Origin of the sequence: Pontixanthobacter luteolus (assembly GCF_009828095.1) — a bacterium.
GTDB classification, from domain to species: domain Bacteria; phylum Pseudomonadota; class Alphaproteobacteria; order Sphingomonadales; family Sphingomonadaceae; genus Pontixanthobacter; species Pontixanthobacter luteolus.
Window position 1 is genome coordinate 901,836 of sequence record NZ_WTYP01000002.1, and the last position, 21,233, is coordinate 923,068.

A 21,233-nucleotide genomic window follows, 5' to 3' on the forward strand; every position below is an offset into this window, starting at 1 on the left:
GCGAAAAGCATTCCCATTTCCGGAGGTTGGGTCGTTAGGTGATGGTACCTAACGCCGGCAGGCAGCCGCAGCGCGCCTGCTGGCCGAACGCCTGCTGGCCGAACGCCTGCCGGACCGTGGCAGCGCCGCTTCCCTCTGGTGTGTTACGTATGGATGGGGCGGCGCGTCATGGTGTTATGCAGCCACTTGCTTTGCACCGCGCTTGAGGCACAATGGCGCAGCCCGGTCCCGGTGTTTGAAAAGGAACAGAAACAATGGCCACTACGCCGCCAGATCAACCCGACAGGATCGATCCGCAATCCCCGCCGGAAACGCCATTCGTGCCGGATCAACCGGCCCCGCCCAGCGTGCCAGAGCTTGATCCGCCGGCCCCCGATTTTGACGAACCTGACCGCAGCCCGGACGAGGTCCCGCCCGAAGATCGGGCCTGAACCCGCGCGCTAATCCGTGTCGCCGACCCCGGCGGCAAAGGCGATCCGCAGCAGATCGGACAAGTTGCGAACTTCCAGCTTGTTCATCAGGTTGGCACGGTGAATTTCGACCGTCCTTGCGCTGATGCCCAGATCATAACCAATGGTTTTGTTCGGGTGGCCCTGGACAAGCCCTTCCAGAACATCGCGTTCGCGCGGCGTCAGTCCGTTGAGCAAGAGCCGCGCTTCATCACGCCGGGAATGACGGTTGCTGGCATCGCTTAACCTGTGGTCGGCTTCCTCGATTGCCTCGAGCAGGGTGGTTTTTTCAAACGGCTTTTCAATGAAATCGATCGCCCCGGCTTTCATCGCCCGCACCGCCAGTTCCACATCGCCGTGGCCCGTCATTATGGTGACCGGATAGGGAATGCCGCGTGCCGTGATTTCTTCCTGAACGTCGAGCCCGTCCATCTCCGGCATCCGGATGTCGAGCAGAATGCTGCCGGGTGACAGTTTCCCGATATCTTTCAGCAACGCCTTGCCGCTTTCATAGGTAGTGACGTTGCGGCCCGATGTTTTCAGCATGAAGCTGACAGATCGGCGGACTGAATCGTCATCATCGATTACATACACTGGAAATTCATTCATCGGATTCCTCCACTGAGGCTCGGTCGAGAGTGAACCTGAAAATGGTGCCGCCCAATTCGGAAGGTTCGGCCCCGATCCTGCCGCCATGAGCAGTGACAATTGTATGGCAAATGGACAGACCAAGGCCCATTCCGGTTGGCTTCGTGCTTATGAATGGGTGGAACAACCGTTCGGCAACTTGCGGCTCCAGACCTGGGCCGCTGTCGCTGACGGAGACGGTGACCTTTTTCAGTCCCGAGGGCTCTGACGCGATGACGATGCGTTTGAATTCGGAATCTTCCATCGCTTCCAGAGCGTTGCGGAGAAGGTTGACCAGAACCTGCTGAATTTGCACCGGCACCGCCAGAACCGTGTCGCACGCCGGGTCGAGACGGGTGGAGAAATCGACTCCTTTTCCGTCGCCATTCACCAGCGCCAGTGCTGTCGCCTCGCGGACGATTTTGGACAGGCTGGCTATTTCGGGCCTTGCATTGCCGCGGACGATGAATTCCCGCAGCCGGTGGATGATTCTGCCCGCGCGGATTGCTTCGGTCGAACATTCGACCAGCGCGCCGCGCACCATATCGATATTCTCTGTGGTCGGGTCGGCAAGAAGATCCTTTGCCGCGTCGATATAATTGGCAACCGAAGTCAGCGGCTGGTTCAATTCATGGGCGAGCGAACTGGCGAAGGTGCCCAGCGACGTGATTCTGGACACGTGCGCCAGTTCGGCCTGCAAACTGTAAATCCGTTGTTCTGTTTCGCGCTGCTCGCTCAGATCCCGGATAAATCCGGTAAACATACGGATCTCTCCGACAAACATTTCGCCCACGGAAAGCTTCGCCGGGAAAACTTCTCCAGTGTGCCGAATTGCCGAAATGATGCGCCCGGTCCCGATGATGCGCCGCTCTCCGGTAGTGATGTAGTGGCGCAAATAGCCGTCATGCGCCTCCCGGTCGGGCGATGGCATGAGCAGGCTGACGTTTTTGCCGACCAGTTCGGCTTCCTGATACCCGAACATCTTTTCCGCCCCCTGGCTGAAGGATATGATTTCGCCGGTCGAGTTGATGACAATCATCGCATCCGGGACCGTGTCGATCAGCGCATGCATGGTGTCCACATATCGCACCTGTTTGCTGGTCGATGCGGGTTGATTACTCTTCTTGTTCAAGGAAACAGTTCTTTCAGGATACGGTACATCCAAATAAGTTATACGATCGGCCAGGATGTGTCATTTCTTCGTCCTGTCGAGGTACAAGCAGGTGCGGTGCGGACCATACGGGATATTACCTATTGGCGGTTTGATACCCATCAATAGTGGAACTGAAACATGAAGTTTTTTGCCCCGATCTTTCTGATCCTGCTGCAGGTGGGGCTAACAAATAATGCAGCTCAGGCGCGCGATTGGCAGCCGCCGCAATCCGAAAATCTTGCCCGCTGGATCGACCGCGCAGAAGATGAAGCGATTGCGCTTCCACCAGACGAAGCGGCTGCCATCCGCCGGGCGATTGATGCCGCCGATGAAGAGGTGCTCGACCGGGTATCACACGCTGCCGCCATGCGGCTGCTGCGGGCTTACCATGGCCGGTGCTGCGGGCCGGAGCGACCGGCGCGTTGGCATATAGTTGACCCGGCCAGCGAACAGGAATGGCGCAGCGGTCTTGAAACCGCGCTGAGTGACAACACGCTCGACCTCTACCTTAGAAGTATGCGGCCGCAGCATCCGTATTACCGCAAACTATCGGCGGCCTATGCGCGGGAAACGGACGAGAACCGAAAGCTGATATTGGCGAGGAACCTGGCCCGTTGGCGGTGGATGCCGCGCGACCTTGGGCCTCGCTACCTGCTCGCCAACGCTGCAAGCCAGGAAGTCACCTTGTGGTCGAATGCCCAGCCAGTGGGCCGCTGGCGCACCATCGTCGGCAAACCGGCCAGCCCCACTCCGGTATTCACCACGCAGGTTACCGGCGTGATCTTAAACCCGTGGTGGGAAATTCCCTCCAGCATCGCTGCAGAGGGAATTGCAGCGATGGTCTGGCGAAACCCTGCGGCGGCGCGGGCGCGTGGCTACGTCTATCAGAATGGCAGATACCGGCAGAGGCCGGGCGACAACAACGCACTTGGCCGGATGAAGCTGGTGATGCCGAACCGGTTCAGTGTGTTCCTGCACGACACATCGAACAGATCATTGTTCGACGGAGAAAGCCGCACCTTGAGCCATGGATGCGTTCGCGTTGATCGCGCGCTTGAATTCGTCGGAACATTGCTCGCTGCGGGCGGGCAGGGCGATTACGACATCGATGCTGTGATCGCCGCGGGGGACACGGTCAAGGTCATGCTCGATCAGCCGATCCCGGTTTATATCGCCTATTTCACGGCTGAACCGGATGGCTATTCAGGCGTGCGCTATCTCACCGATGTCTACCGGAGAGACGGCCTTCCTGCGGCCCGCCAGGCGGGGATCGAAGCCGAATGCTCGCTCGGATGATGCCTAGCTAATTGTGCGTGTCCGGTCCGCTTCACGGCACCGATTTTAGGGAGATTTCCGTATCGCGGCCAATAAGCGGGCAGCATATTTCTTGATTGTCGGAACAACCAATCAATCAAGGTATGGATAATGGTCAATCAGATAGTTACCTCTCCAAGACCGCTTCAGGAAAGCAAGATTGCGGATCGTTTTCTGGAACCATTCGCCCGGATGCGCAGCAGTATGGATCATCTGTTCGATGATTTTCCCGCGCGCTGGCCTGCGTTCCATTTCAATGGCTCACCGGCTGTCGAAATGACCGAGAGCGATGAAGCCTATGTAGTCGCGGCCGAGATTCCGGGAATAAAGCCTGAGGATGTCGATCTGCAGATCGACCGGGACATGCTCATCCTCAAGGGCGAGAAAAAGGAAGAGCGCGAGGAAAGCAAACAGGATTACGTGATTTCGGAACGTAGCTACGGCAGTTTCGAACGGCGCATTGCGATCCCCGCTGACGGGATGACCGACAAGATTGAGGCGGAAACCTCAAACGGTGTTCTTCGCATCACTATCCCGCGCAGCCACGAAGCAGGTTCGGAGCGGCGCCACATCCAGATCAAGACCGAAGCGCCAAAACAGGCCTGAAGTCCCAGTTTGCCGGCGCCACTTGCGACCCGACGTCGGCAATTTACACCCCGATCCATCGTGATCGGGGTGTTTTTATATGAGTAGCCAAAGTCACCACGGTGCTGCTCAAATCGGTATTCAGAAACCGCAATGGCTGACCGGCCCCATCCGGACATGTCCGTATGTCTGCACTGGGCGGGTGCAGGCTAACTGGTTGGATCAAGATACAGGCATGGGCGGATCAATATGAAAATCGCACGAGGAACATTGTTGCTGGTCGTAGACGGATCGCAAATGATGGTGCTGCGCAATGATGGCGACACAGTGGAACCCGAACTCACGGTGATTGAGGAGCGCCGCGCGGAGAGCGAAAAGAATGCCGATATCATGGCCGATGCGCCCGGCCTGGGCTTTTCCAGCGCAGGCTTCGGACGCGATACAAAGAGCCGGGCCGACCCCCATCAAGAAGCCGAGGATCGTTTTGTCATAAAGGCTGCGGAGGCCTTTGCAGGCCATGCCGCGGATCAGAAAGGCGACCTCATCATAGCGGCTCCGCCCGCTGCGCTCGGCGTGCTCCGGCGGAAATACGATGCTGCAGTCAAAGACAGATTGGCAGGTGAGATTGCCAAGGATTTTGCCAACCACCCGGTCGATGAAATTGCCCGGCTGGTTATAGCGTACGAACCTAGCTGAGATCAGCCGACTGACGGATCATGCTGCGTGAGCGAAGAAGCGCCCGCCCGCTTATTTGGCGGTCCATCCCCCGTCGACCGCCACGGCCTGACCGGTCATGAAACTGGCCCCGCTGCTGCATAGCCACACTACCGCATCGGCAATTTCGCCGGGCGTGCCGATGCGACCCATGGGTTCGGTTGCCACCATCTGTTCGCGGCCGCCTTCGGTGCTGGACATGAACCGCTGCAACATTGGTGTTTCGATAGCCCCCGGACATACCGCGTTGATACGCACGTTCCGCTCGGCATATTCGAGCGCGGCTGCCTTGGTCAGGCCGACCACGCCGTGCTTCGAGGCGACGTATGCAGGGATGCCCGGTATCCCGACTAGCCCCGCGACGGACGCGCAGTTCACGATTGTGCCGCCTTCGTTTTCCTTCAGCATGAAATAGAGTTCTTCCCGCATACAGAACCACAGGCCGCGCAGGTTCACGTTCATGACCCTGTCCCAGTTTTCCGTGGTCGTCTGATCGGTTTCGGCGGTTTCGCCCTCTATGCCGGCATTGTTGAATGCGGCGTCGATCCGCCCGAAATGGGTGATCACCTTCTTGACCATTGCGGCAACCTGACTTTCATCGGCAACGTCGCAGATGACGAAAGTGCAATCGCCCCCATCCGCCTGCAGTTCGGCGCAGGCCGTTTTGCCTTGGTCTGCATCACGATCGACCAGCGCAACAGCGTATCCTGCCCGAACAAATGCCCGCGCAGTTGCGCGCCCGATGCCCGAACTGGCACCTGTGACCAGAGCCACGCGTTCTCGCTTGTTATCTGTCATGATCTCCGCCTCGCCAGTTTGCGTTACCGGGCTGCGACCACAGTTGCTGATAGAGCGAGCGAACGGGTGCGGGCATTACGCAATTGTCCGGAAAGCCGGTTCGCCCGGCGCTCCCGGTTCCCACTATCCTTCGCCTGCCTCCCGCAGTTTCCGTTCCAGATATTCGGCTCCTCCGCCCAGCGTGACCAGATGTCCTGCATCGGCATCGGGAATATCGAATTGCAGGCGTTTGCTGACCGCCACGACAAGGTTGAAAATATCCATCGAATCGAGGTCCAGCGCCTCGCGCAGATCCTCCGCCTCGCCAATCGCCGAAAGGTCCGCCTCCGGTGCGATTGCGCTAATTTCTTCTGCGATGACTGCCCGCATAGCTTCGCGGTTCATAACCCCTCCGGATGGCTTAGCAGTTCCTCTATACGGCGCAGCAGCAGGGCGCCTCGATGCCCGTCGCTTGCCCGGTGATCGGCGGCCAGCGTGGCGCACATCACCGGGCGAACCTGTACTGCCCCGCCGGTCGCCCATGCACGCTGGACCACACTGCCGAACCCGATAATCGCGACTTGTGGCGGATAGATTATCGGCAGCAGCGCCTCGACCCCGCGTTCCCCGAGGCTGGAGACTGTCACAGTCGGATCGCTGATCTCCGACGAACGAAAGCCGCCGGCCCGCGTGCGGCTAACGAGATCGTTCATCGCAAGCATCAGTTCGGGCAGTGATAGCCTGTCGGTATTGTGGATCGCCGGTGCTGCCAGACCGCCGCCGCGCAAGGCAATGGCAATGCCGACATGAATGCTGCGGCTCGCACTGAAACCATTCTGCCCGTAAAATCCGTTGAATTCGGGAAACTCGCTGACAGCCAATGCCACCGCCTTCAGGGTGAGCGCGCTGAACACAAGTCGTTCGGCTGGCGGTTTGCCGCCGTTAAATGCATCCAGCCATTCCCGCGCCGCTGACACATCGAAGCTGTGACAGAGATAATAATGCGGAATTTCACGTTTCGAACGCGACATTGCTGCTGCAATTGCCCGGCGCATCGGGGCCAGATTGCGGGGCCGAGTGCGGTTTGCACCGCCTGCAGCCAACCCTGCCGCTTTCTGGACATCTGCCAGAATAATTGCACCGTCCGGCCCGGTTCCCTGGAGTGCATTCAGATCCAGCTCCTTGTCATACGCGAGCTTTCGTGCGGCTGGCGAAATCCGCTCTCCTGCCCCGAAAATCGGTGCGATGGATGAAACTGGTTCCGCTTCTGGTCGGGCGGAGACAGGCGGGGCTGGCGGGGCAGTTTCAACCGGGGCATCAGCCGGGACATGCGGCTCGGGTGGCGGGCTGGCTTGCGCTTGCGTTCCGGAACCGGCGATTTCCGCCAGAGGAGTTCCAACGGGGACCTTGGTGCCCGGCTCGACCAATAGCCGGTCCAACCGGCCATCCTCGAAAACTTCGACTTCGATCGCGCCCTTGTCTGTTTCGACAACCGCGATGATATCGCCGTGCGACAGCTCTTCGCCGGGCTGCTTCAGCCACTCGACAAGAATGCCGGCTTCCATGTCGGCACCGAGCGATGGCATGGTGAAAGTGCCCATTGTCAGCGGCCAAGCAGCTTGCGAACGGCCTGGACAATCTTGTCGGTGTTCGGGAGCGCAGCGTCTTCGAGATGCTTTGCATAGGGTATGGGAACCTCTTCGGAGCAGACGCGGGCAAGCGGGGCATCAAGGTTCCAGAACCCGCTTTCGGAAATCCTTGCCATGACCTCGGCAGAGATGCTGCCCGATCGCCAGCCTTCATCCACCACCACGCAGCGGCGGGTGCGGGCGACACTGCCGAGAATCGCCTCTTCATCGAGAGGCCGCAAGACACGCAGGTCGAGGACCTCGGCAGAAATGCCGACCTGTTCAAGCAGCTCAGCCGCCGCCAATGTCTTGCCCAGCGAACCGCCATAGGTAATCAGGCTTATATCGGTCCCTTCACGGCGCACGGCAGCGTGGTCGATATCGGCCTTGGCCAGCCCATCCACCCGCGCTGTGTCGTTATAGAGAAGCGCGTTTTCGAAAATCAGGACCGGATCAGGGTCGGCCAATGCCGGGGCAAGCATCCCGCCCGCATCTTCGACGGTTGCAGGGGCAAGCACCCGGATGCCCGGGATGTGCGCGTACCAGCCTTCAAGGCTGTGCGAATGCTGCGCGCCAAGCTGGCGCCCCCCGCCAGTCGCCATGCGGATCACCAGCGGCACGCTCACCTGCCCGCCGGACATATGGCGCAAGGTGGCCGCATTGTTCATGATCTGGTCGAGCGCGAGAAGCGAGAAATTGCAGGTCATGATTTCCACGATCGGCCGCATACCGCCCATCGCGGCGCCAATTCCCGCGCCGGTAAACGCGCTTTCCGACAGGGGTGTGTCACGAATCCGGTCCGGCCCGAATTCGTCCAGCAGGCCCTTTGAAACGGCGTAGCAGCCGCCGTAATGGCCCACGTCCTCCCCCATCAGGAAGACGCGCGGATCATCTTGCATCGCATTGCGGATCGCGCTGCGCACAGCTTCGCGGTAACTGAGTTCGGCGGGCTCGCTCATTGCCGCCGCTCCGCACCGACATCGCGGGTCAGATCCTCCACCGGCTCCCATGTCCCGGCTTCCGCAAATGACACCGCATCGGCGATCTCGCGTGCGACCAGCTCTTCCAGCTCTGCCAGATCTTCCTCGCGCAATTCGCCGGTTTCCAGGGTCCATTCGCGGAACCTCGCAATCGGCCCGCGATCTTTCCATTGTTCCACTTCGTCCTTGTCACGGTAGAGCTGGGGATCGAACATGGAGTGGGCGCGAAACCGGTAGGTGCGGCATTCCAGAAAATACGGCCTTCCCGTTTCGCGAATTGCCGCCGCCGCGCGGCGCGCAGCAACTTCGACATCGACGACATTCATCCCGTCCACCGCTTCTGATGCGATATTGTAGCTGGCAGCTTTCGCGCTGATATCGGTCTGCGATTCCGACAGGTTCAGCGCAGTTCCCATCGCATAGAGGTTGTTCTCGCAGATAAAGAGCACCGGCAGTTGCCACAGGGCAGCAAGGTTCATCGTCTCGTGAAATTCGCCTTCCGCGGCTGCACCTTCCCCGAAATAGCAGGCGGTTACGTGCGGGCGGCCCTGCATTTTATCGGCGAGCGCGAGGCCCGCGGCGACCGGCAGGCCGCCCCCGACGATGGCGTTGCCGCCAAAAAATCTCGCCGCCGCATCGAACAGATGCATCGATCCGCCGCGCCCCCGGCTGCACCCTTCCTGCTTGCCATACATTTCCGCCAGAATTGCACCCGCCGGCACCCCGCGGATCAGCGCGTGGCCGTGTTCGCGGTAAGTCGCGACCACTGCATCTTCCGGGCCAAGCGCCTGCATTGTGCCCACCGCGACCGCTTCCTCCCCGATATACAAGTGCAGGAAACCGCGGATTTTCTCCTGCGTGTACAGCTCCGCGCATTTTTCCTCGAACCGCCTGATCCGCAGCAACTGGTGCATCAACTGGCGGCAATGTGCGCGGTTAAGCTGCACCTTTTGCGAAGGGGCGTTCATGCCGGTTTCTCGAGCGTCGAGATGTCGCCTTCGGGCAGGCCAAGTTCGCGTGCCTTGAGCAACCGGCGCATGATTTTGCCCGAACGGGTGCGGGGCAGATCATCGACAATTTCCATCAGGCGCGGCGCAATGGCAGCCCCCAGCCTGCTGCGCACATGGCCGAGCAGTTCCTTGTTGAGCTGGGGGGAGGATTGAAACCCCTGGTGCAGGGTGACGTAACCTTTGACGATCTCGCCAGCCCGTTCGTCCGGGATGCCGATCACGGCGGCTTCAGCCACCGCAGGATGTTCGATCAGGGCGCTTTCAACCTCGAACGGTCCGATCAGGTGTCCCGCCGATTTGATGACATCATCGGCACGGCCAACGAACCAGAAATAACCGTCCTCATCGCGCATCGCCAGATCGCCCGACAGATACCATCCGCCCTTAAAGCATGCGGCATAGCGTTTTTCTTCATCCAGATAGCCGCGGAACATCGATGGCCAGCCGGGCCGGAGCGCCAGATGCCCCGGTGCATTCGCCGTGTCGAGCACGCGCACGCTGTCGCCATTCTCCTCGACAATTGCCGCTTCGACAGCGGGCAGAGGTTTGCCCATCGATCCCGGCTTCACATCCATCGAAGCGTAATTGGCGATCATGATCCCGCCGGTTTCGGTCTGCCACCAATTGTCGTGGAACGGGCGCCCGAAAAGCTTCTGGCTCCAGACTACTGCTTCGGGATTGAGCGGCTCCCCCACACTGGCGAGAAAGCGCAATCGCGACAGGTCATGCGCCTTGGCAATTTCGGCGCCGGACTTCATCAGCAGCCTGATTGCGGTGGGGGCAGTGTACCAGACCGTGACCCGTTCCCGTTCGAGCGTTTCGTACCATCTCCTGGCATCGAATTCCGCTTCGTCGACCAACATCGTCACGCCGTTCGTCAAGGGCGCTATGATCCCGTAAGATGTGCCTGTGACCCAGCCGGGATCGGCTGTGCACCAATAGATGTCGCCCGGCCTGAGATCGAGTGCAATACGGCCCGTGGCATTGTGGGCGACGACTGCCTCGTGCACGTGGATAGCACCCTTCGGCTTTCCGGTGGTGCCACTGGTGAAATGAAGCAGGGCCATGTCCTCGGCACGTGTCTCTACCAGTTCGAATTGCGCCGGAGTGCGCGCCAGTGCGGCTGCAAGAGCGATTGTATCGGCACCGCTTTCATCTGGGCTTTCGGTGATCAGAACATGCTTCAGGTCAGGCATCTGGGCCCGCCATGGTGCGACCTTTTTTGCATAGTCGCGCGCGCGCGCAACAAGCACATCGGCCTTGCCAATAGTCATGCGTGATCGGACCGGTTCCGGGCCAAACGCGGAAAACAGCGGACAAAACACACCGCCCGCCTTGAGCGTGCCGAGCGCCGCAAAATAGAGTTCCGGAACGCGCCCCAGAAGCGAAAAAACGCGCACACCCGGCCCATGCCCAAGGTCCGAGAGGAACCGCGCGAAACGGTCTGTTTCCCTTTTCAGGTCTGCGTAGCTGTAGCTTCGCGTCTCGCCCGACTTGCCCAGCCAGCGGATCGCCTCGTGATCGCCGCGTCCGTGTGCAACATGGCGGTCGACCGCCTCGAAAGCGATGTTCAGACCGCCGCTCGGCAGATAGTCCAGCCAGTCGCGGAAATCGTCCCAATTCAGATCTGCGCAGGCCCGGTCATAATCGGCCATATTCGCAGATTTACGCTCCGGTGCGGATTTCTCGATCTTTGCAAATGCCAAGCGGCGCTCCTGAAAGCGGAACAGACGGAAACTTGCCCGGACAGTGCGCGCCCTGCCAAATCCAGTAATTAGGGAATGTTCCGGGGGCGGACGGGCGGCCTTGGCCGACAGCGCATGCGGACATATCCGTAAAGCCGCCTTCGCTGTGCCGCACTATTCTTTAGCGAAACCAGAAGCTGACGAAGGGATATGACATGAGCACCACCGGACTGGAGGTTTTCGACAAGACGCTGCAGGCGACGCATATCTGGCTGGACGAGATCATGGATGATCTTGGCCCTGATCGCGCGCTGGCATGGAAGGTGTTGTCAGCCGTGCTGCACACGCTTCGCGACCGTCTGCCGGTCGAACTCGCGGCGCACATGGGCGCGCAATTGCCGCTGCTGGTGCGGGGCACATATTACGACGGTTTCGACCCTGCAAAGATGCCTGCCGAATGGCAGAGCGGCGAACAGTTTCTGGATCAGGTCGCCGAGCAACTGGCTGCCTCCAGGAAGGTTGGCGCGCGTGATGCAGTCGATGCGGTATTCGGCGTACTGGATCGCCACCTGTCAACCGGGCAGGTCGACAAGGTATACAGGTCATTGCCGCGGGGCATCCGCAGCTTGTGGCTGGAGCCGGAAGCGCAAGACAACTAGTCTTCGATCCCGAGATATTCAGCGATAACCGACTGGTCGTGGAGCATCTCCTGCGGGCTGCCAGCGAAAATGATCCGCCCTTCGTCCATCACATAGGCGCGATCGATCAGGCCGATCATTTCGGGCACATTCTGATCGGTCAGAAGCACCCCGATATTGCGCGCTTTCATCGCCAGAATCAGTTCCTTGATACTGGCGATGGTTAGCGGGTCGATCCCCGCAAATGGTTCATCCAGCAACACGATCATCGGATCGAGCGCCAGCGCCCTTGCAACTTCGCATCGCCTGCGCTCACCACCCGAAAGAGAGGTTGCCGCCGCGTCGCGCAGATGCGCAATGCCAAGGCTTTCCAGCATATCGTCGAGGCGTGCGCTACGAATGACCGGGTCCGGTTCAACTGTCTCCAGCATAACCATGATGTTCTGCGCCACTGTCAGCCCGCGAAAGATTGATGGCTGTTCCGGCAGGTAGCCAAGCCCGAGGATTGCACGCCGATAGAACGGCAGGCGGGAGATGTCGCCGCCATCCAGCATGACGCGGCCGGTGTCGGGCCTTAGCAGGCCGAGGATGCAATAAAAGCTGACAGTTTTTCCGGCACCGTCGGGCCCGAACAATCCAACGATTTCACCGGGTCTTACGGTCAGCGTGACACCGCTTAAAACGGGGCGGCGAGCGAGCGATTTGTGGAGGTCGATCACTTCCAGGCAGCGGCCCGTCTTCGCGCATTCGCCGAATTCTGGCTGGAAGGCGGCGCTGTCGCCGCGCTCGCCAGCTGGTTCAATGCTTGGTTGTCCGGTGTCAGTTCGAGGCTTGCGCTTCACCGCTTACGTTCTTGCCTCCGGGATTCTTTGAATTCGGCATAGGAATCGAGCAATTCCTGCATTTCATCAATCGCCTTCTGACGCTGCGCTTCGTTTTCTATTCTGGCCAGTTTTTCCCGCAGGCTGGTGGTGAAACGTGCATAGCTGTTCTGCCAGTCCTGCCCGATCGCCTGCTGCGCTGCCAGCGAACCGGTGGCAGTTCGTTTTGCCGGCGCTCCCGCTCTGAGATCATAAGCTTCGCCGATCTCGGGGATGCGGACCGATGTTTGGGGGGACTGCTGTTGTAGCTTGCGCCGCATACCCTCTAGCGCGCGGTCCTCCCCGTGGGTCAGAAAGATGCTTCCTGTGACTGGTTGGCGTTCTTTGATCCAGTCGAGCAATTCGGTTTGATCGGCATGGGCTGAATAGCTGTCGATACGCCGTATTTGCGCACGCACCCTGACATCGTCGCCTGAAATCCTGACTGTCTTCGCACCCTCCAGAATTACCCTGCCCAGGCTCCCCTGCGCCTGAAACCCGACGAACAGGATGGTGGAATCCTTGCGGTGAAGGTTGTGTTTCAGGTGATGGCGAATACGCCCCCCTTCGCACATGCCCGACGCGGCAAGTATGACAGCTCCGGACACTGAATTGAGGCGGATCGACTGCGCAACATCGCTGACTGCATGAAATGTTGGGAAATCGAAAATGTTCGTGCCGCCGGTATCTTCCAGATTTTCCGCATAACGGGCAAAAACGCCGGTGACCTTGTTGGCAAGAGGGGAATCGACGAAGATCGGAACCCCGCGGATCGCGCCTGACCGGGATAGCATGATCAGGTCCAGCAGCAGTTCCTGTGTCCGCTCCAGGGCGAAACTCGGAATGATCAGGTTGCCGCCGCGTATGATCGCGCTGCGAACTTCTGCTTCCAGCGTCTTGCGCCGTTCTTCCATAGTGACCTGGACCCGCTGGCGGTCGCCATATGTTGTTTCGCAGATGATATGGTCGAACCCGGCTGGACCGGCCGGTTCAGGATGGAATGCCTTGTTTTCCGGCCCAAGGTCGCCGGAGCACATGATTTTCGTGCCATTGACGTTCAATTCGACTGATGCGGAGCCCAGTATATGGCCCGCGTTCCACAGCCGCGCATGGAAGCCATCGGCAGGCTCGAACCATTCTTCCCGGTTGGTGGCGCGGCAGTGATGCCAAGCTTCTATGGCATCCGCTTCGGTATATATTGGTTCGAAAGGCGGATCGCCCGCACGGTCCCGCCGCCGGTTTCGCCGTTCCGTGTCCGCTTCGTGAATGCGCCCGGAATCTGCGAGCATGTGTTCCAGCAGATCGGCGGTAGACGCAGTGCACCAGATGTCTCCTTTGAAACCGCTGGCAACCAGTTTGGGGAGCAGCCCGCTGTGGTCGATATGCGCATGGGTTAGAACGACGGCATCGATAGTGCGGGGGTCGAACGCGAATGGCCCGGTGTTGAGCATTTCTAGCGAACGCGAGCCCTGAAACAGGCCGCAGTCGACCAGAATCCGGGCCTTTCCATTATCGAACAGCATGCAGGAGCCAGTCACGGTATGTGCGGCCCCGTGAAATTCCAGCGACACCCGATCATTCATCGGCCCGCACCGGCAGTTTCGGCAAGGCCGTCTGGGATAAAGGTCTGGAGCATTCGAAACCCTTTCTCAGGAGCGGTGGAGTCTAGCCATGCAGGCATTGCTGAAACCCAGAAAATTCAGCCAGCTGGTCCAAACCTGATCTTGGTCCAGACTGCACGCCGTGATCCGCCCGCGCATTAGGTAGGTCTACGGATGGATGCGTCCGCAGGCCTCGGCTCAAAAGCCAGCCTGACCGCGTTTTTCGGAGCGCAGGAAACCTCCGGCGCGCAGGGCAAAAGGGTAAACAGCCGCAGATCGTATGCCCGCTTGGTTCCATTTGCAAAACGGGGCGGTGACCTGATGGCAGAACAGGCTTGGCATACGCTCCGTAGAAGCACCGCGATTGTCTCACTTGCATCGTCGAAATCCGGGCTGGAGGAGGCCGAGGCGGAGGCACGCCTCGCACAATACGGGCCCAATCGCCTGCCAGAGCCCGGGCGATCCGGGCCGATCCGGATTTTCGCACGCCAGTTCAGCAATCCGCTGATCTATCTGCTCTTGGGCGCAGGGTTTCTGTCGCTGTTGGTCGGTGACAAGTGGGATGCGGTGTTCATTTTCGGCGTTCTGACGACGAACGCGCTGATCAGCAGCTATCAGGAATACAAGGCCGATATGAGCGCGCGTGCCCTGCGCACTCTCGTGCCGCAAACCGCCCGGGTGCGGCGGTCCGGGGCGGCCAGGGAAATACCGTCGGCAGAGATCGTGCCGGGCGATATAGTCGAGCTGGAGAGCGGTATGAAGGTCACCGCCGATATCAGGTTGCTGTCGACATCGGGCCTGCGGGTCGACGAATCGTTGCTGACCGGCGAATCCATGCCAGTTGCCAAGGATGCGGCGGCAAACGCCACGCCAGAAACGCCGCCGGGTGATCGCTTGAACATGGTGCACGGCGGTACGACGGTGGTTGAAGGACGCGGATTCGGTGTCGTGGTCGCCACGGGCGCTACGACCTTGCTGGGGGAGATCGGCACCACGCTGGCGGCGGCATCGCGAACTGCGGTCGATACCCCGCTGGTGCGCCGCATGGGGATACTTGCCCGGCAGATCGCGCTTGCCAGCTGCGCGCTGATTCTGGTGCTGATCGGCCTGCTGGCCTTGCAGGGTCAGGGGTGGCGCGAAATGGTGCTGCTGGCGATAGCGCTGGCAGTGGCGGCAATTCCTGAGGGGCTACCGATTGCGGTCACCGTGGCGCTATCGGCGGCGGCCAGCCGCATGGCGCGGCGCAACGTCATCGTCCGTTCGCTGCCAGCTGTGGAAGGGTTGGGCGCGTGCACAATGATTGCAAGCGACAAGACCGGTACACTCACGCTCAACCGGCTGACGGTCGAACAGGTGGCGCTGCCCGACGGCCGCAGTGTGCACCGCAAGCAATGGCTGGACGGTCACCAGCCCGAAGGCCTGACCGCTATCGCGATGGCAGCTGCGCTGTGCAACGAAGCCCATCTTACCAGCACCGGCAGCCCGGTAGGCGACGCGGTGGACATCGCGCTGCTCGATCTTGCGCGTGAGGCGGGCAAGGACCCGGCGGCACTGCTTTCTTCGCAGCGCCTGACCATCGTCCCCTATGAACCGGCGCTGCGTTATGCCGCTGTGGAGGCAAGCATCGACGGCAACAGGCGGCTGGTGGTGAAGGGTGCCCCTGAAACCGTCTTGCCCATGTGCTCCAACGGCGGCGGGGCAAACGGCGGCGGGGCCAGCGGCGAGATTGCAGAGAAGATGGCGGCACAGGGTTACCGCGTCATCGTGCTGGCGGAAGGCAATGCCCATCAGGCATCGCAAAGCATTGCGGCGCAGCTGAATGGCCTGCGTCTGCTCGGGTTCGTAGGATTGGCAGACCCCCTGCGATACGGCGTAATCGAAGCGGTCGAGAAATGCCGCGCTGCCGGCATTCAGGTTCGAATGATAACCGGCGATCATCCGGCAACGGCGCTGACCATTGCGGGCAAAATGGGCCTGTCTGTCGATCGAGGCTCGGTCATTACCGGCTCGCAGCTGGCGCGTCTCGAACCGGGCAGCGCGCCCTTTCGAGATGCCGTACGTAGCGCGCCAATCTATGCGCGGATCGAACCAGCGCAGAAACTGGCAATCGTGCAGGCATTGCAGGGCGGCGACGAGATCGTGGCAGTAACCGGCGACGGGGTGAATGACGGACCTGCACTAAGGGCCGCCGACATCGGGGTCGCCATGGGCCGCGGAGGAACCGATGTCGCGCGCGGTGCCGCCGATCTGGTTCTGGCCGACGATAATTTCTCGACCATTGTGGCCGGTATCGAGGAAGGGCGGATTACATTCCTCAACGTCCGCAAGATCGTGCTGTTCATGCTTGCAACCGGGCTGGCGGAGATTGGCATGTTCCTGGGCGCTCTCGCAGCGGGATTGCCCATGCCGCTCACCCCGGTTCAGCTGTTGTGGCTGAATTTCGTCACCAACGGAGTGCAGGACGTGACGCTGGGATTCGGGCGGGGTGAGGGGAACGAATTGCAGCGCCCGCCCCGGCGAAAGCTTGCCGCGCTGATCGATCGGGAGGCACTGATCCTGATGGTCCCGGGCGCAATCGTAATGACGTTCGTGGCGGTCTGGATGCTGGGCACGCGGCTGGGTGCAGGGGCCGATATCGGGGAGGCGCGCAATGACGTGCTGCTGATGGTCGTCCTGTTCCAGAACGCGTTTCTGCTCAACGTCCGTAATTTGCAGCATCCGTTCTGGCGCTGGCAGAGGCAGGAAAATTACTGGATGTTTGCCGGTATTTTCAGCGCGCTGGCCTTGCAGGTGGGGGCGATGAATTTCGGACCGGCGCAGCGATTGCTGGGTGTGGCGCCGGTCGGATGGTCAACACTGGGCCAATGCCTTGCAGGGGCGTTGATCGTTTTGCTGGTAACCGAAGCGGCCAAAGCATGGCTGTCATTTTCCCGGCGCGATAGTTCAGTCGCGCTCACGGACCCTTGAACCGTCTCCAATCGCACCGGACGGGTTGAGGATAACCTTCTCTCCAGCCTCCAGCCCGCTCAACACTTCGCCGAATTCTTCGTTGAGGTGCCCGATCTCTATGTCTCTCAAGCGTGCACGGCCGCCGTCAATCACGAAGACTTGCCACCCGCCCTCTGTACCCCGGAACAGCGCCCCGACAGGCACGCGCATCACATCCTCTTCGCGCCACAGGATCACGGTCACGTCGACCTGGTATCCATGACCCAGGCTGGCGATCCGCTGGCGTGCGCCATCGCTGAAATCGATGATTACATTCACCCTCTGCTCTTCGATACCCAACGCGGAGATCTTCAGCTGGCCGGACGGTTCGACCGAGCGAACGCGCCCGGGTAGAGCGCCGTCTCCGCCCCAGCGAGTGATTTCGACACGATCGCCCGGCTTGATCTGCGCTGCTGCCCGGGAAAGCAGATCGGCAGCGATTTCGATCTGTGCTGGATTGCCGATTTCGATCAGCGGTGTGCCCTGTACGATCACCCCTTCGCTTTCGTTCAGACGCCGCAGCACCACCCCGCTTTCAGGTGATCGGACAGCGATGGAACCTCCTGAGGGAGTGCCCGCCGCTGCCGGTTCGTTCAGCAGGCTTCGCAGACGCCGGGTTTCTGCGCCGGTACGGGCAATATCCGCGCGGGCGCTGGCGGCACTGGCCCGTTTGGCTTCCAGCTGCGCCTTCGAAACAAATCCGCGTTCAGCCAGCGCTTCTGCCCTACCGAGTTCCGCATCGGCCAGACGGGAGGTGGCAGCCGCGCTGCGCTCTGCCGCGCGCGAGGCGTCTATGGCATTGCGGATTTCGCTGCGGCTGCGCTGGTCGAGAGGCTGTGACGGAATGCCGGCCATGCGCGCGATGACGGTCTGGCCGGCAGTGACCGGGTCACCCGGTTCCAGTTCGATACGGGTGACGTATCCGGTGACAGGCGCGGCGACCTGATACAGTTCCGTGACCCGCGTCACCCCGTCATCTGTTACACCGACCGACATGGGGCCCTGTGTCACTTCGCCCAGATCGACCGCTTCGGCCTCAGGCCAGAAACTGTATAACAATCCTGCAGCAAGAATTCCCGTGATCAGGATTGCCCAGCGCCATTTTTTGAGTGTTTGGAGCATCAGTCGCGAGCCTTCAGAACACGTACCATGTCAAGCCGGGTAACCCGGCGGGCGACGATCATCGCGGTGGCCGCTGCTGCCGCCAGAATAACCAATATCGCAAAGCCGTAGCTCGACCGATCAGGCGCAAAGGGTAAACGAAACAGGTCAGAACTGAACATCGAGATCATCAGCTGCGCCAGCCAGTAACCGGCGATGCAGCCAAGCGGCACCGCGATGGCAACCAGCAGCGCAAGTTCGCCGAGCAAGACGATGGCAACTTCGCGCCGCTGGTATCCCAGCACTCTGAGGGTTGCCAGTTCGTGCGCCCTTTCCGAAAACAGGATGCGCGCACTGTTATAGACGACCCCCACGGCAATCGCGCTGGCAAAGGCGATATAGAAACCCATCATCGACATGATGTTCTCCTCGATTATCTGCTCGAACAATTCCATTGCGGCATCTCTCTCCGTCAACCCTAGCACGATAGGCATTTCGCCCAATCTGGTAATGATTTCGTCGCGCTGCAGCGGGTCGATCAGGAGGTTGGCGCTGCCCACTGGTGCACCGTCGCGGGTCAGGCGCGACAAGGCGCTTTCCTGCGCATAGGCGCGGGTTCCGATCAGCTCGTCAATGATGCTGGCCACGGTCATCACCGTCTGCGTCTGCCTGCCGCCCAGCAATTCAACCTCGACATTGTCACCCGCGGAAACCCGTAACTTGGCAGCAAGCGGCCTGCTGAGCATCAATCCGGCAGCAGGCAGATCGACTTCGAAACCGTCGCTATCGACCCGCGCGGTTAGCAGGTCATCATTGTTGGCGGCCTCTATCGCCACCCGCTCTGCCACCGCGCCGTGCCGCATCCTGACCGCCACGGCTCGTGCAGGTTCAACCCTGATGACACCGGGCAGGGCGGCCAGATCGTAGAGGACTTTCTCATTGCGCGGCTCGATGAAGGTGACCGAGATATCCTGCCGCTGGGCGCGGAAGAAGTAATTGTCGAGCATGGCCCGCGAACCATCGATAAACTGGATCACTGCGAACAGCAGGCCAAGCGACATCGCCACCCCGGATGACGTGATCGCCGATCGCCCGGGCCAGCGTGCAATGTGGCGCACAATCATGTTGCCGACGGCGGTCAGCCCGGCTCTGTCACCCAGCCTCTCTACCAGCCCGGCATGATAAACTGGTGGCGGCGGCGGTGACATCGCGGTTGCCGGGGTTAGACGCACTGCGGACCGGACCCCGCCCAGCGCGCCAATTCCTGCCGAGGCAAGTGAAAGCAGCGATCCACCGGCGAATACCGCAGGCGAAATCTGAAAGATCAGGAACGGGAAGCGGTAATACTCGGCATATTGTCCGGTCATGGACCGCCCCATCCACCAGCCAGCGAGCGAACCCATGACAATGCCGATCAAAGCGATGGCAAAGGCGAATTTGAGATAGTGCCAGCCAACTGCCCAATTGGTGTAACCGAAAGCCTTCATTAGGCCGATTTCCTCACGCTCCGTGCGGATCGTGCGGCCCAGAACGACATAGACGAGAAAGGTTGAAACCAGCAGGAAGATGGGCGGGATGACCCTCGTCATAGCCTCCAGCTGGTCGAGTTCGCTGGTCAGAAACGCGTTGGAGAGGTGGTCCTCGCGTCCGACTGCGCCTGTACCGCCGAACTGGCCAACCACTGCATCCACACTGCGGATGACTTCGGCTTCGCTGGCACCGTGTTCCAGAGTGAGCGACAATGCATTGATCGCGCCCGTGCGGTTGGATGCCGCCTCCAACGCTTTCTCTCCCATCCAGAATATGCCGTAACGCGATGCGTCGGGCACCAGTTCGCCGGGGGCAATGGACCAGATGTAATCCGGCGCCAGACCGATGCCGACGACTTCCAGATTGCTGCGGCTGCCGTAAATGATGGCGCCTATCCGGTCGCCAACGGTCAGCGAATTGGCGTCGGCAAACGCCTTGTCGATCACCACTTCTCCGGCGGCCTGGATGTCGGGGCCGCGGCCGCGGATTAGGACCAGGCGGTTGAGCGAGCTTGCACCGCCATCGCCGATCGAGTTGATCTTCGCCCGTATCGGGCTGATCCGTCCGGGAAGTTCGAGGGTGGCGAATTGTTCAATCCGCCCCTCTGCCCGTGCCACGCCGCCGATTGCCGCGATCCGTTCCACCACGCTGCGGGGCGCGCGGGTCATGTTCACGAATATATCGGCATAGCGATAGCGGTCGTAATATGCATCGCGTGTCTGTGTCAGCGAGTGATGGACGCCCATCGCCATCACGAAAGTCGCCATCGCCGCACCGATGACCAGCCCGATCGCCAGCGCCTGTCCGCGCATGCGCCACAGGTCGCGCATCAGCTTGATATCGAGCGACCTCACCAGGTCATTTCCGATGCCGCGACGCGGTTCTGATTGACTTCGATTGACGCGATCTGTCCGTCGAGAAAGTTGAACACCCGGTCTGCCATCGCGGCGATCCCCGCATTGTGGGTAATCAGGATCAGGGTTGTGCCCAGCTCGCGGTTTGCATTGGCGAGCGTTTCCAGAACCCTCACCCCGGTGGTGCTGTCGAGCGCGCCGGTGGGTTCATCACACAATAGCACGCCGGGGCGCTTGGCAATCGCGCGGGCCACCGCGACGCGCTGCTGTTCGCCCCCGGACAGCTGGGCCGGGAAATGGTGGCGCCGATCCTGCAACCCGACCAGTTCCAAGGCCTCGGCCGGGTTCATCGGCCGGTCCGAAATGTCGGTCACCAGGCGAACATTCTCTTCTGCAGTCAGGCTGGGGATCAGGTTGTAGAACTGGAAAATGAATCCGATATTCGCGCGCCGGAAACGGGTCAGGTCCGCCTCGTCCAACGCTGTCAATTCCTTGCCATCGTACCACAATTCGCCTGATGTCGGTCGGTCCAGCCCCCCGATTATGTTAAGAAGCGTCGATTTTCCGCTTCCTGACGGGCCGAGCAGAACAAGGATTTCACCGGCATTGATCTCAAGGTCGACACCGCGCAGCGCGTGGACCTCTGTTTCGCCAGTGACATAAGTCTTGCGCAGCGATTTTCCGGTGAAGGCTGCCCGGCGCACATCACTCTCTGAAAAATCGCCGTGGACAGCCATGC

At 60.5% G+C, this 21,233-nt stretch carries 19 protein-coding genes; 6 read left to right on the plus strand and 13 right to left on the minus strand.

Translation table 11 applies throughout. From position 1 onward, the window contains the following. The first annotated feature begins 254 nt into the window (after positions 1–254). Positions 255–431, plus strand: coding sequence for a hypothetical protein (locus tag GRI43_RS13900; protein WP_202391711.1), 177 nt, complete (start codon positions 255–257; stop codon positions 429–431). A 9-nt stretch (positions 432–440) separates the two neighbouring features. Here the strand turns inward: GRI43_RS13900 and GRI43_RS12785 are convergent, their stop codons facing one another. Both GRI43_RS12785 and GRI43_RS12790 read right to left on the minus strand, forming a co-directional pair. Continuing rightward, positions 441–1,058: a response regulator transcription factor gene (locus GRI43_RS12785; RefSeq protein ID WP_160731467.1), complete on the minus strand. Its 618-nt coding sequence runs from the start codon at positions 1,056–1,058 to the stop codon at positions 441–443. Beyond that, entirely contained in the window at positions 1,051–2,208 is a 1,158-nt protein-coding gene (locus tag GRI43_RS12790; RefSeq protein WP_235903756.1) for a sensor histidine kinase, read from the minus strand. Before GRI43_RS12790 ends, GRI43_RS12785 begins: the two co-directional genes overlap by 8 nt. Positions 2,209–2,367: 159 nt before the next feature. Between GRI43_RS12790 and GRI43_RS12795 the strand changes: the two genes are divergently transcribed. From GRI43_RS12795 to GRI43_RS12805, 3 genes are all read left to right on the plus strand, one after another. Further along, a complete protein-coding gene (locus GRI43_RS12795) occupies positions 2,368–3,525 on the plus strand; it encodes a L,D-transpeptidase family protein (protein WP_160731468.1) in 1,158 nt (385 codons plus the stop codon). 129 nt (positions 3,526–3,654) lie between these two features. Continuing rightward, positions 3,655–4,149 carry an Hsp20/alpha crystallin family protein gene (locus tag GRI43_RS12800; RefSeq protein WP_160731469.1) on the plus strand — a complete coding sequence of 165 codons (495 nt, stop codon included), beginning with the start codon at positions 3,655–3,657 and terminating at the stop codon, positions 4,147–4,149. Positions 4,150–4,377: 228 nt separating this feature from the next. Next, entirely contained in the window at positions 4,378–4,824 is a 447-nt protein-coding gene (locus GRI43_RS12805) for a host attachment family protein (RefSeq protein WP_160731470.1), read from the plus strand. 51 nt (positions 4,825–4,875) lie between these two features. Here the strand turns inward: GRI43_RS12805 and GRI43_RS12810 are convergent, their stop codons facing one another. The 6 genes from GRI43_RS12810 to acsA form a co-directional block, all read right to left on the minus strand. After that, the gene (locus tag GRI43_RS12810) at positions 4,876–5,640 is read right to left on the minus strand and encodes a glucose 1-dehydrogenase (RefSeq protein WP_160731471.1); all 765 of its coding nucleotides are present in this window, start codon (positions 5,638–5,640) and stop codon (positions 4,876–4,878) included. Between the two features lie 123 nt (positions 5,641–5,763). Further along, positions 5,764–6,024 carry an acyl carrier protein gene (locus tag GRI43_RS12815; protein ID WP_160731472.1) on the minus strand — a complete coding sequence of 87 codons (261 nt, stop codon included), beginning with the start codon at positions 6,022–6,024 and terminating at the stop codon, positions 5,764–5,766. Further along, positions 6,021–7,220 carry a dihydrolipoamide acetyltransferase family protein gene (locus GRI43_RS12820; protein WP_160731473.1) on the minus strand — a complete coding sequence of 400 codons (1,200 nt, stop codon included), beginning with the start codon at positions 7,218–7,220 and terminating at the stop codon, positions 6,021–6,023. Before GRI43_RS12820 ends, GRI43_RS12815 begins: the two co-directional genes overlap by 4 nt. Positions 7,221–7,222: 2 nt before the next feature. Continuing rightward, entirely contained in the window at positions 7,223–8,206 is a 984-nt protein-coding gene (locus GRI43_RS12825; RefSeq protein WP_160731474.1) for an alpha-ketoacid dehydrogenase subunit beta, read from the minus strand. Beyond that, positions 8,203–9,195: a pyruvate dehydrogenase (acetyl-transferring) E1 component subunit alpha gene (gene pdhA, locus GRI43_RS12830; protein ID WP_160731475.1), complete on the minus strand. Its 993-nt coding sequence runs from the start codon at positions 9,193–9,195 to the stop codon at positions 8,203–8,205. The genes GRI43_RS12825 and pdhA overlap by 4 nt, the downstream gene beginning before the upstream one ends. Beyond that, positions 9,192–10,943 carry an acetate--CoA ligase gene (acsA, locus tag GRI43_RS12835; RefSeq protein ID WP_235903757.1) on the minus strand — a complete coding sequence of 584 codons (1,752 nt, stop codon included), beginning with the start codon at positions 10,941–10,943 and terminating at the stop codon, positions 9,192–9,194. Before acsA ends, pdhA begins: the two co-directional genes overlap by 4 nt. Positions 10,944–11,137: 194 nt before the next feature. Between acsA and GRI43_RS12840 the strand changes: the two genes are divergently transcribed. Next, entirely contained in the window at positions 11,138–11,581 is a 444-nt protein-coding gene (locus GRI43_RS12840) for a DUF2267 domain-containing protein (RefSeq protein WP_160731476.1), read from the plus strand. Here the strand turns inward: GRI43_RS12840 and lptB are convergent. Then, entirely contained in the window at positions 11,578–12,285 is a 708-nt protein-coding gene (gene lptB / locus GRI43_RS12845; protein ID WP_160731746.1) for an LPS export ABC transporter ATP-binding protein, read from the minus strand. The two genes, GRI43_RS12840 and lptB, sit on opposite strands and share 4 nt — an antisense overlap. 113 nt (positions 12,286–12,398) lie before the next feature. Then, complete coding sequence (locus GRI43_RS12850) at positions 12,399–13,943, minus strand: MBL fold metallo-hydrolase RNA specificity domain-containing protein (RefSeq protein WP_235903758.1); 1,545 nt, start codon at positions 13,941–13,943, stop codon at positions 12,399–12,401. Positions 13,944–14,195: 252 nt separating this feature from the next. On the opposite strand from GRI43_RS12850, the gene GRI43_RS12855 reads away from it, so the two are divergent. Next, positions 14,196–16,988, plus strand: coding sequence for a cation-translocating P-type ATPase (locus tag GRI43_RS12855; RefSeq protein WP_160731478.1), 2,793 nt, complete (start codon positions 14,196–14,198; stop codon positions 16,986–16,988). On the opposite strand, the gene GRI43_RS12860 is transcribed toward GRI43_RS12855, so the two are convergent. Genes GRI43_RS12860 through GRI43_RS12870 form a run of 3 tightly spaced genes read right to left on the minus strand, consistent with a single transcriptional unit; the run spans position 16,965 to position 21,231 of the window. Next, positions 16,965–18,131, minus strand: a complete 1,167-nt coding sequence (locus GRI43_RS12860) for an efflux RND transporter periplasmic adaptor subunit (protein WP_160731479.1) — start codon at positions 18,129–18,131, stop codon at positions 16,965–16,967. The two genes, GRI43_RS12855 and GRI43_RS12860, sit on opposite strands and share 24 nt — an antisense overlap. Next, positions 18,131–20,494 carry an FtsX-like permease family protein gene (locus GRI43_RS12865; protein WP_160731480.1) on the minus strand — a complete coding sequence of 788 codons (2,364 nt, stop codon included), beginning with the start codon at positions 20,492–20,494 and terminating at the stop codon, positions 18,131–18,133. Before GRI43_RS12865 ends, GRI43_RS12860 begins: the two co-directional genes overlap by 1 nt. Next, positions 20,491–21,231 carry an ABC transporter ATP-binding protein gene (locus GRI43_RS12870; RefSeq protein ID WP_160731481.1) on the minus strand — a complete coding sequence of 247 codons (741 nt, stop codon included), beginning with the start codon at positions 21,229–21,231 and terminating at the stop codon, positions 20,491–20,493. Before GRI43_RS12870 ends, GRI43_RS12865 begins: the two co-directional genes overlap by 4 nt. Between the last annotated feature and the right edge of the window lie 2 nt (positions 21,232–21,233).

Bases quoted from the DNA above. Each gene is read 5' to 3' on its own strand.
- GRI43_RS13900 (WP_202391711.1), top strand. From the start codon at position 255: ATGGCCACTACGCCGCCAGATCAACCCGACAGGATCGATCCGCAATCC.
- GRI43_RS12785 (WP_160731467.1), bottom strand. From the start codon at position 1,058: ATGAATGAATTTCCAGTGTATGTAATCGATGATGACGATTCAGTCCGC.
- GRI43_RS12795 (WP_160731468.1), top strand. From the start codon at position 2,368: ATGAAGTTTTTTGCCCCGATCTTTCTGATCCTGCTGCAGGTGGGGCTA.
- GRI43_RS12800 (WP_160731469.1), top strand. From the start codon at position 3,655: ATGGTCAATCAGATAGTTACCTCTCCAAGACCGCTTCAGGAAAGCAAG.
- GRI43_RS12805 (WP_160731470.1), top strand. From the start codon at position 4,378: ATGAAAATCGCACGAGGAACATTGTTGCTGGTCGTAGACGGATCGCAA.
- GRI43_RS12810 (WP_160731471.1), bottom strand. From the start codon at position 5,640: ATGACAGATAACAAGCGAGAACGCGTGGCTCTGGTCACAGGTGCCAGT.
- GRI43_RS12815 (WP_160731472.1), bottom strand. From the start codon at position 6,024: ATGAACCGCGAAGCTATGCGGGCAGTCATCGCAGAAGAAATTAGCGCA.
- GRI43_RS12820 (WP_160731473.1), bottom strand. From the start codon at position 7,220: ATGGGCACTTTCACCATGCCATCGCTCGGTGCCGACATGGAAGCCGGC.
- GRI43_RS12825 (WP_160731474.1), bottom strand. From the start codon at position 8,206: ATGAGCGAGCCCGCCGAACTCAGTTACCGCGAAGCTGTGCGCAGCGCG.
- pdhA (WP_160731475.1), bottom strand. From the start codon at position 9,195: ATGAACGCCCCTTCGCAAAAGGTGCAGCTTAACCGCGCACATTGCCGC.
- GRI43_RS12840 (WP_160731476.1), top strand. From the start codon at position 11,138: ATGAGCACCACCGGACTGGAGGTTTTCGACAAGACGCTGCAGGCGACG.
- GRI43_RS12850 (WP_235903758.1), bottom strand. From the start codon at position 13,943: ATGCTGTTCGATAATGGAAAGGCCCGGATTCTGGTCGACTGCGGCCTG.
- GRI43_RS12855 (WP_160731478.1), top strand. From the start codon at position 14,196: ATGGATGCGTCCGCAGGCCTCGGCTCAAAAGCCAGCCTGACCGCGTTT.
- GRI43_RS12860 (WP_160731479.1), bottom strand. From the start codon at position 18,131: ATGCTCCAAACACTCAAAAAATGGCGCTGGGCAATCCTGATCACGGGA.
- GRI43_RS12870 (WP_160731481.1), bottom strand. From the start codon at position 21,231: ATGGCTGTCCACGGCGATTTTTCAGAGAGTGATGTGCGCCGGGCAGCC.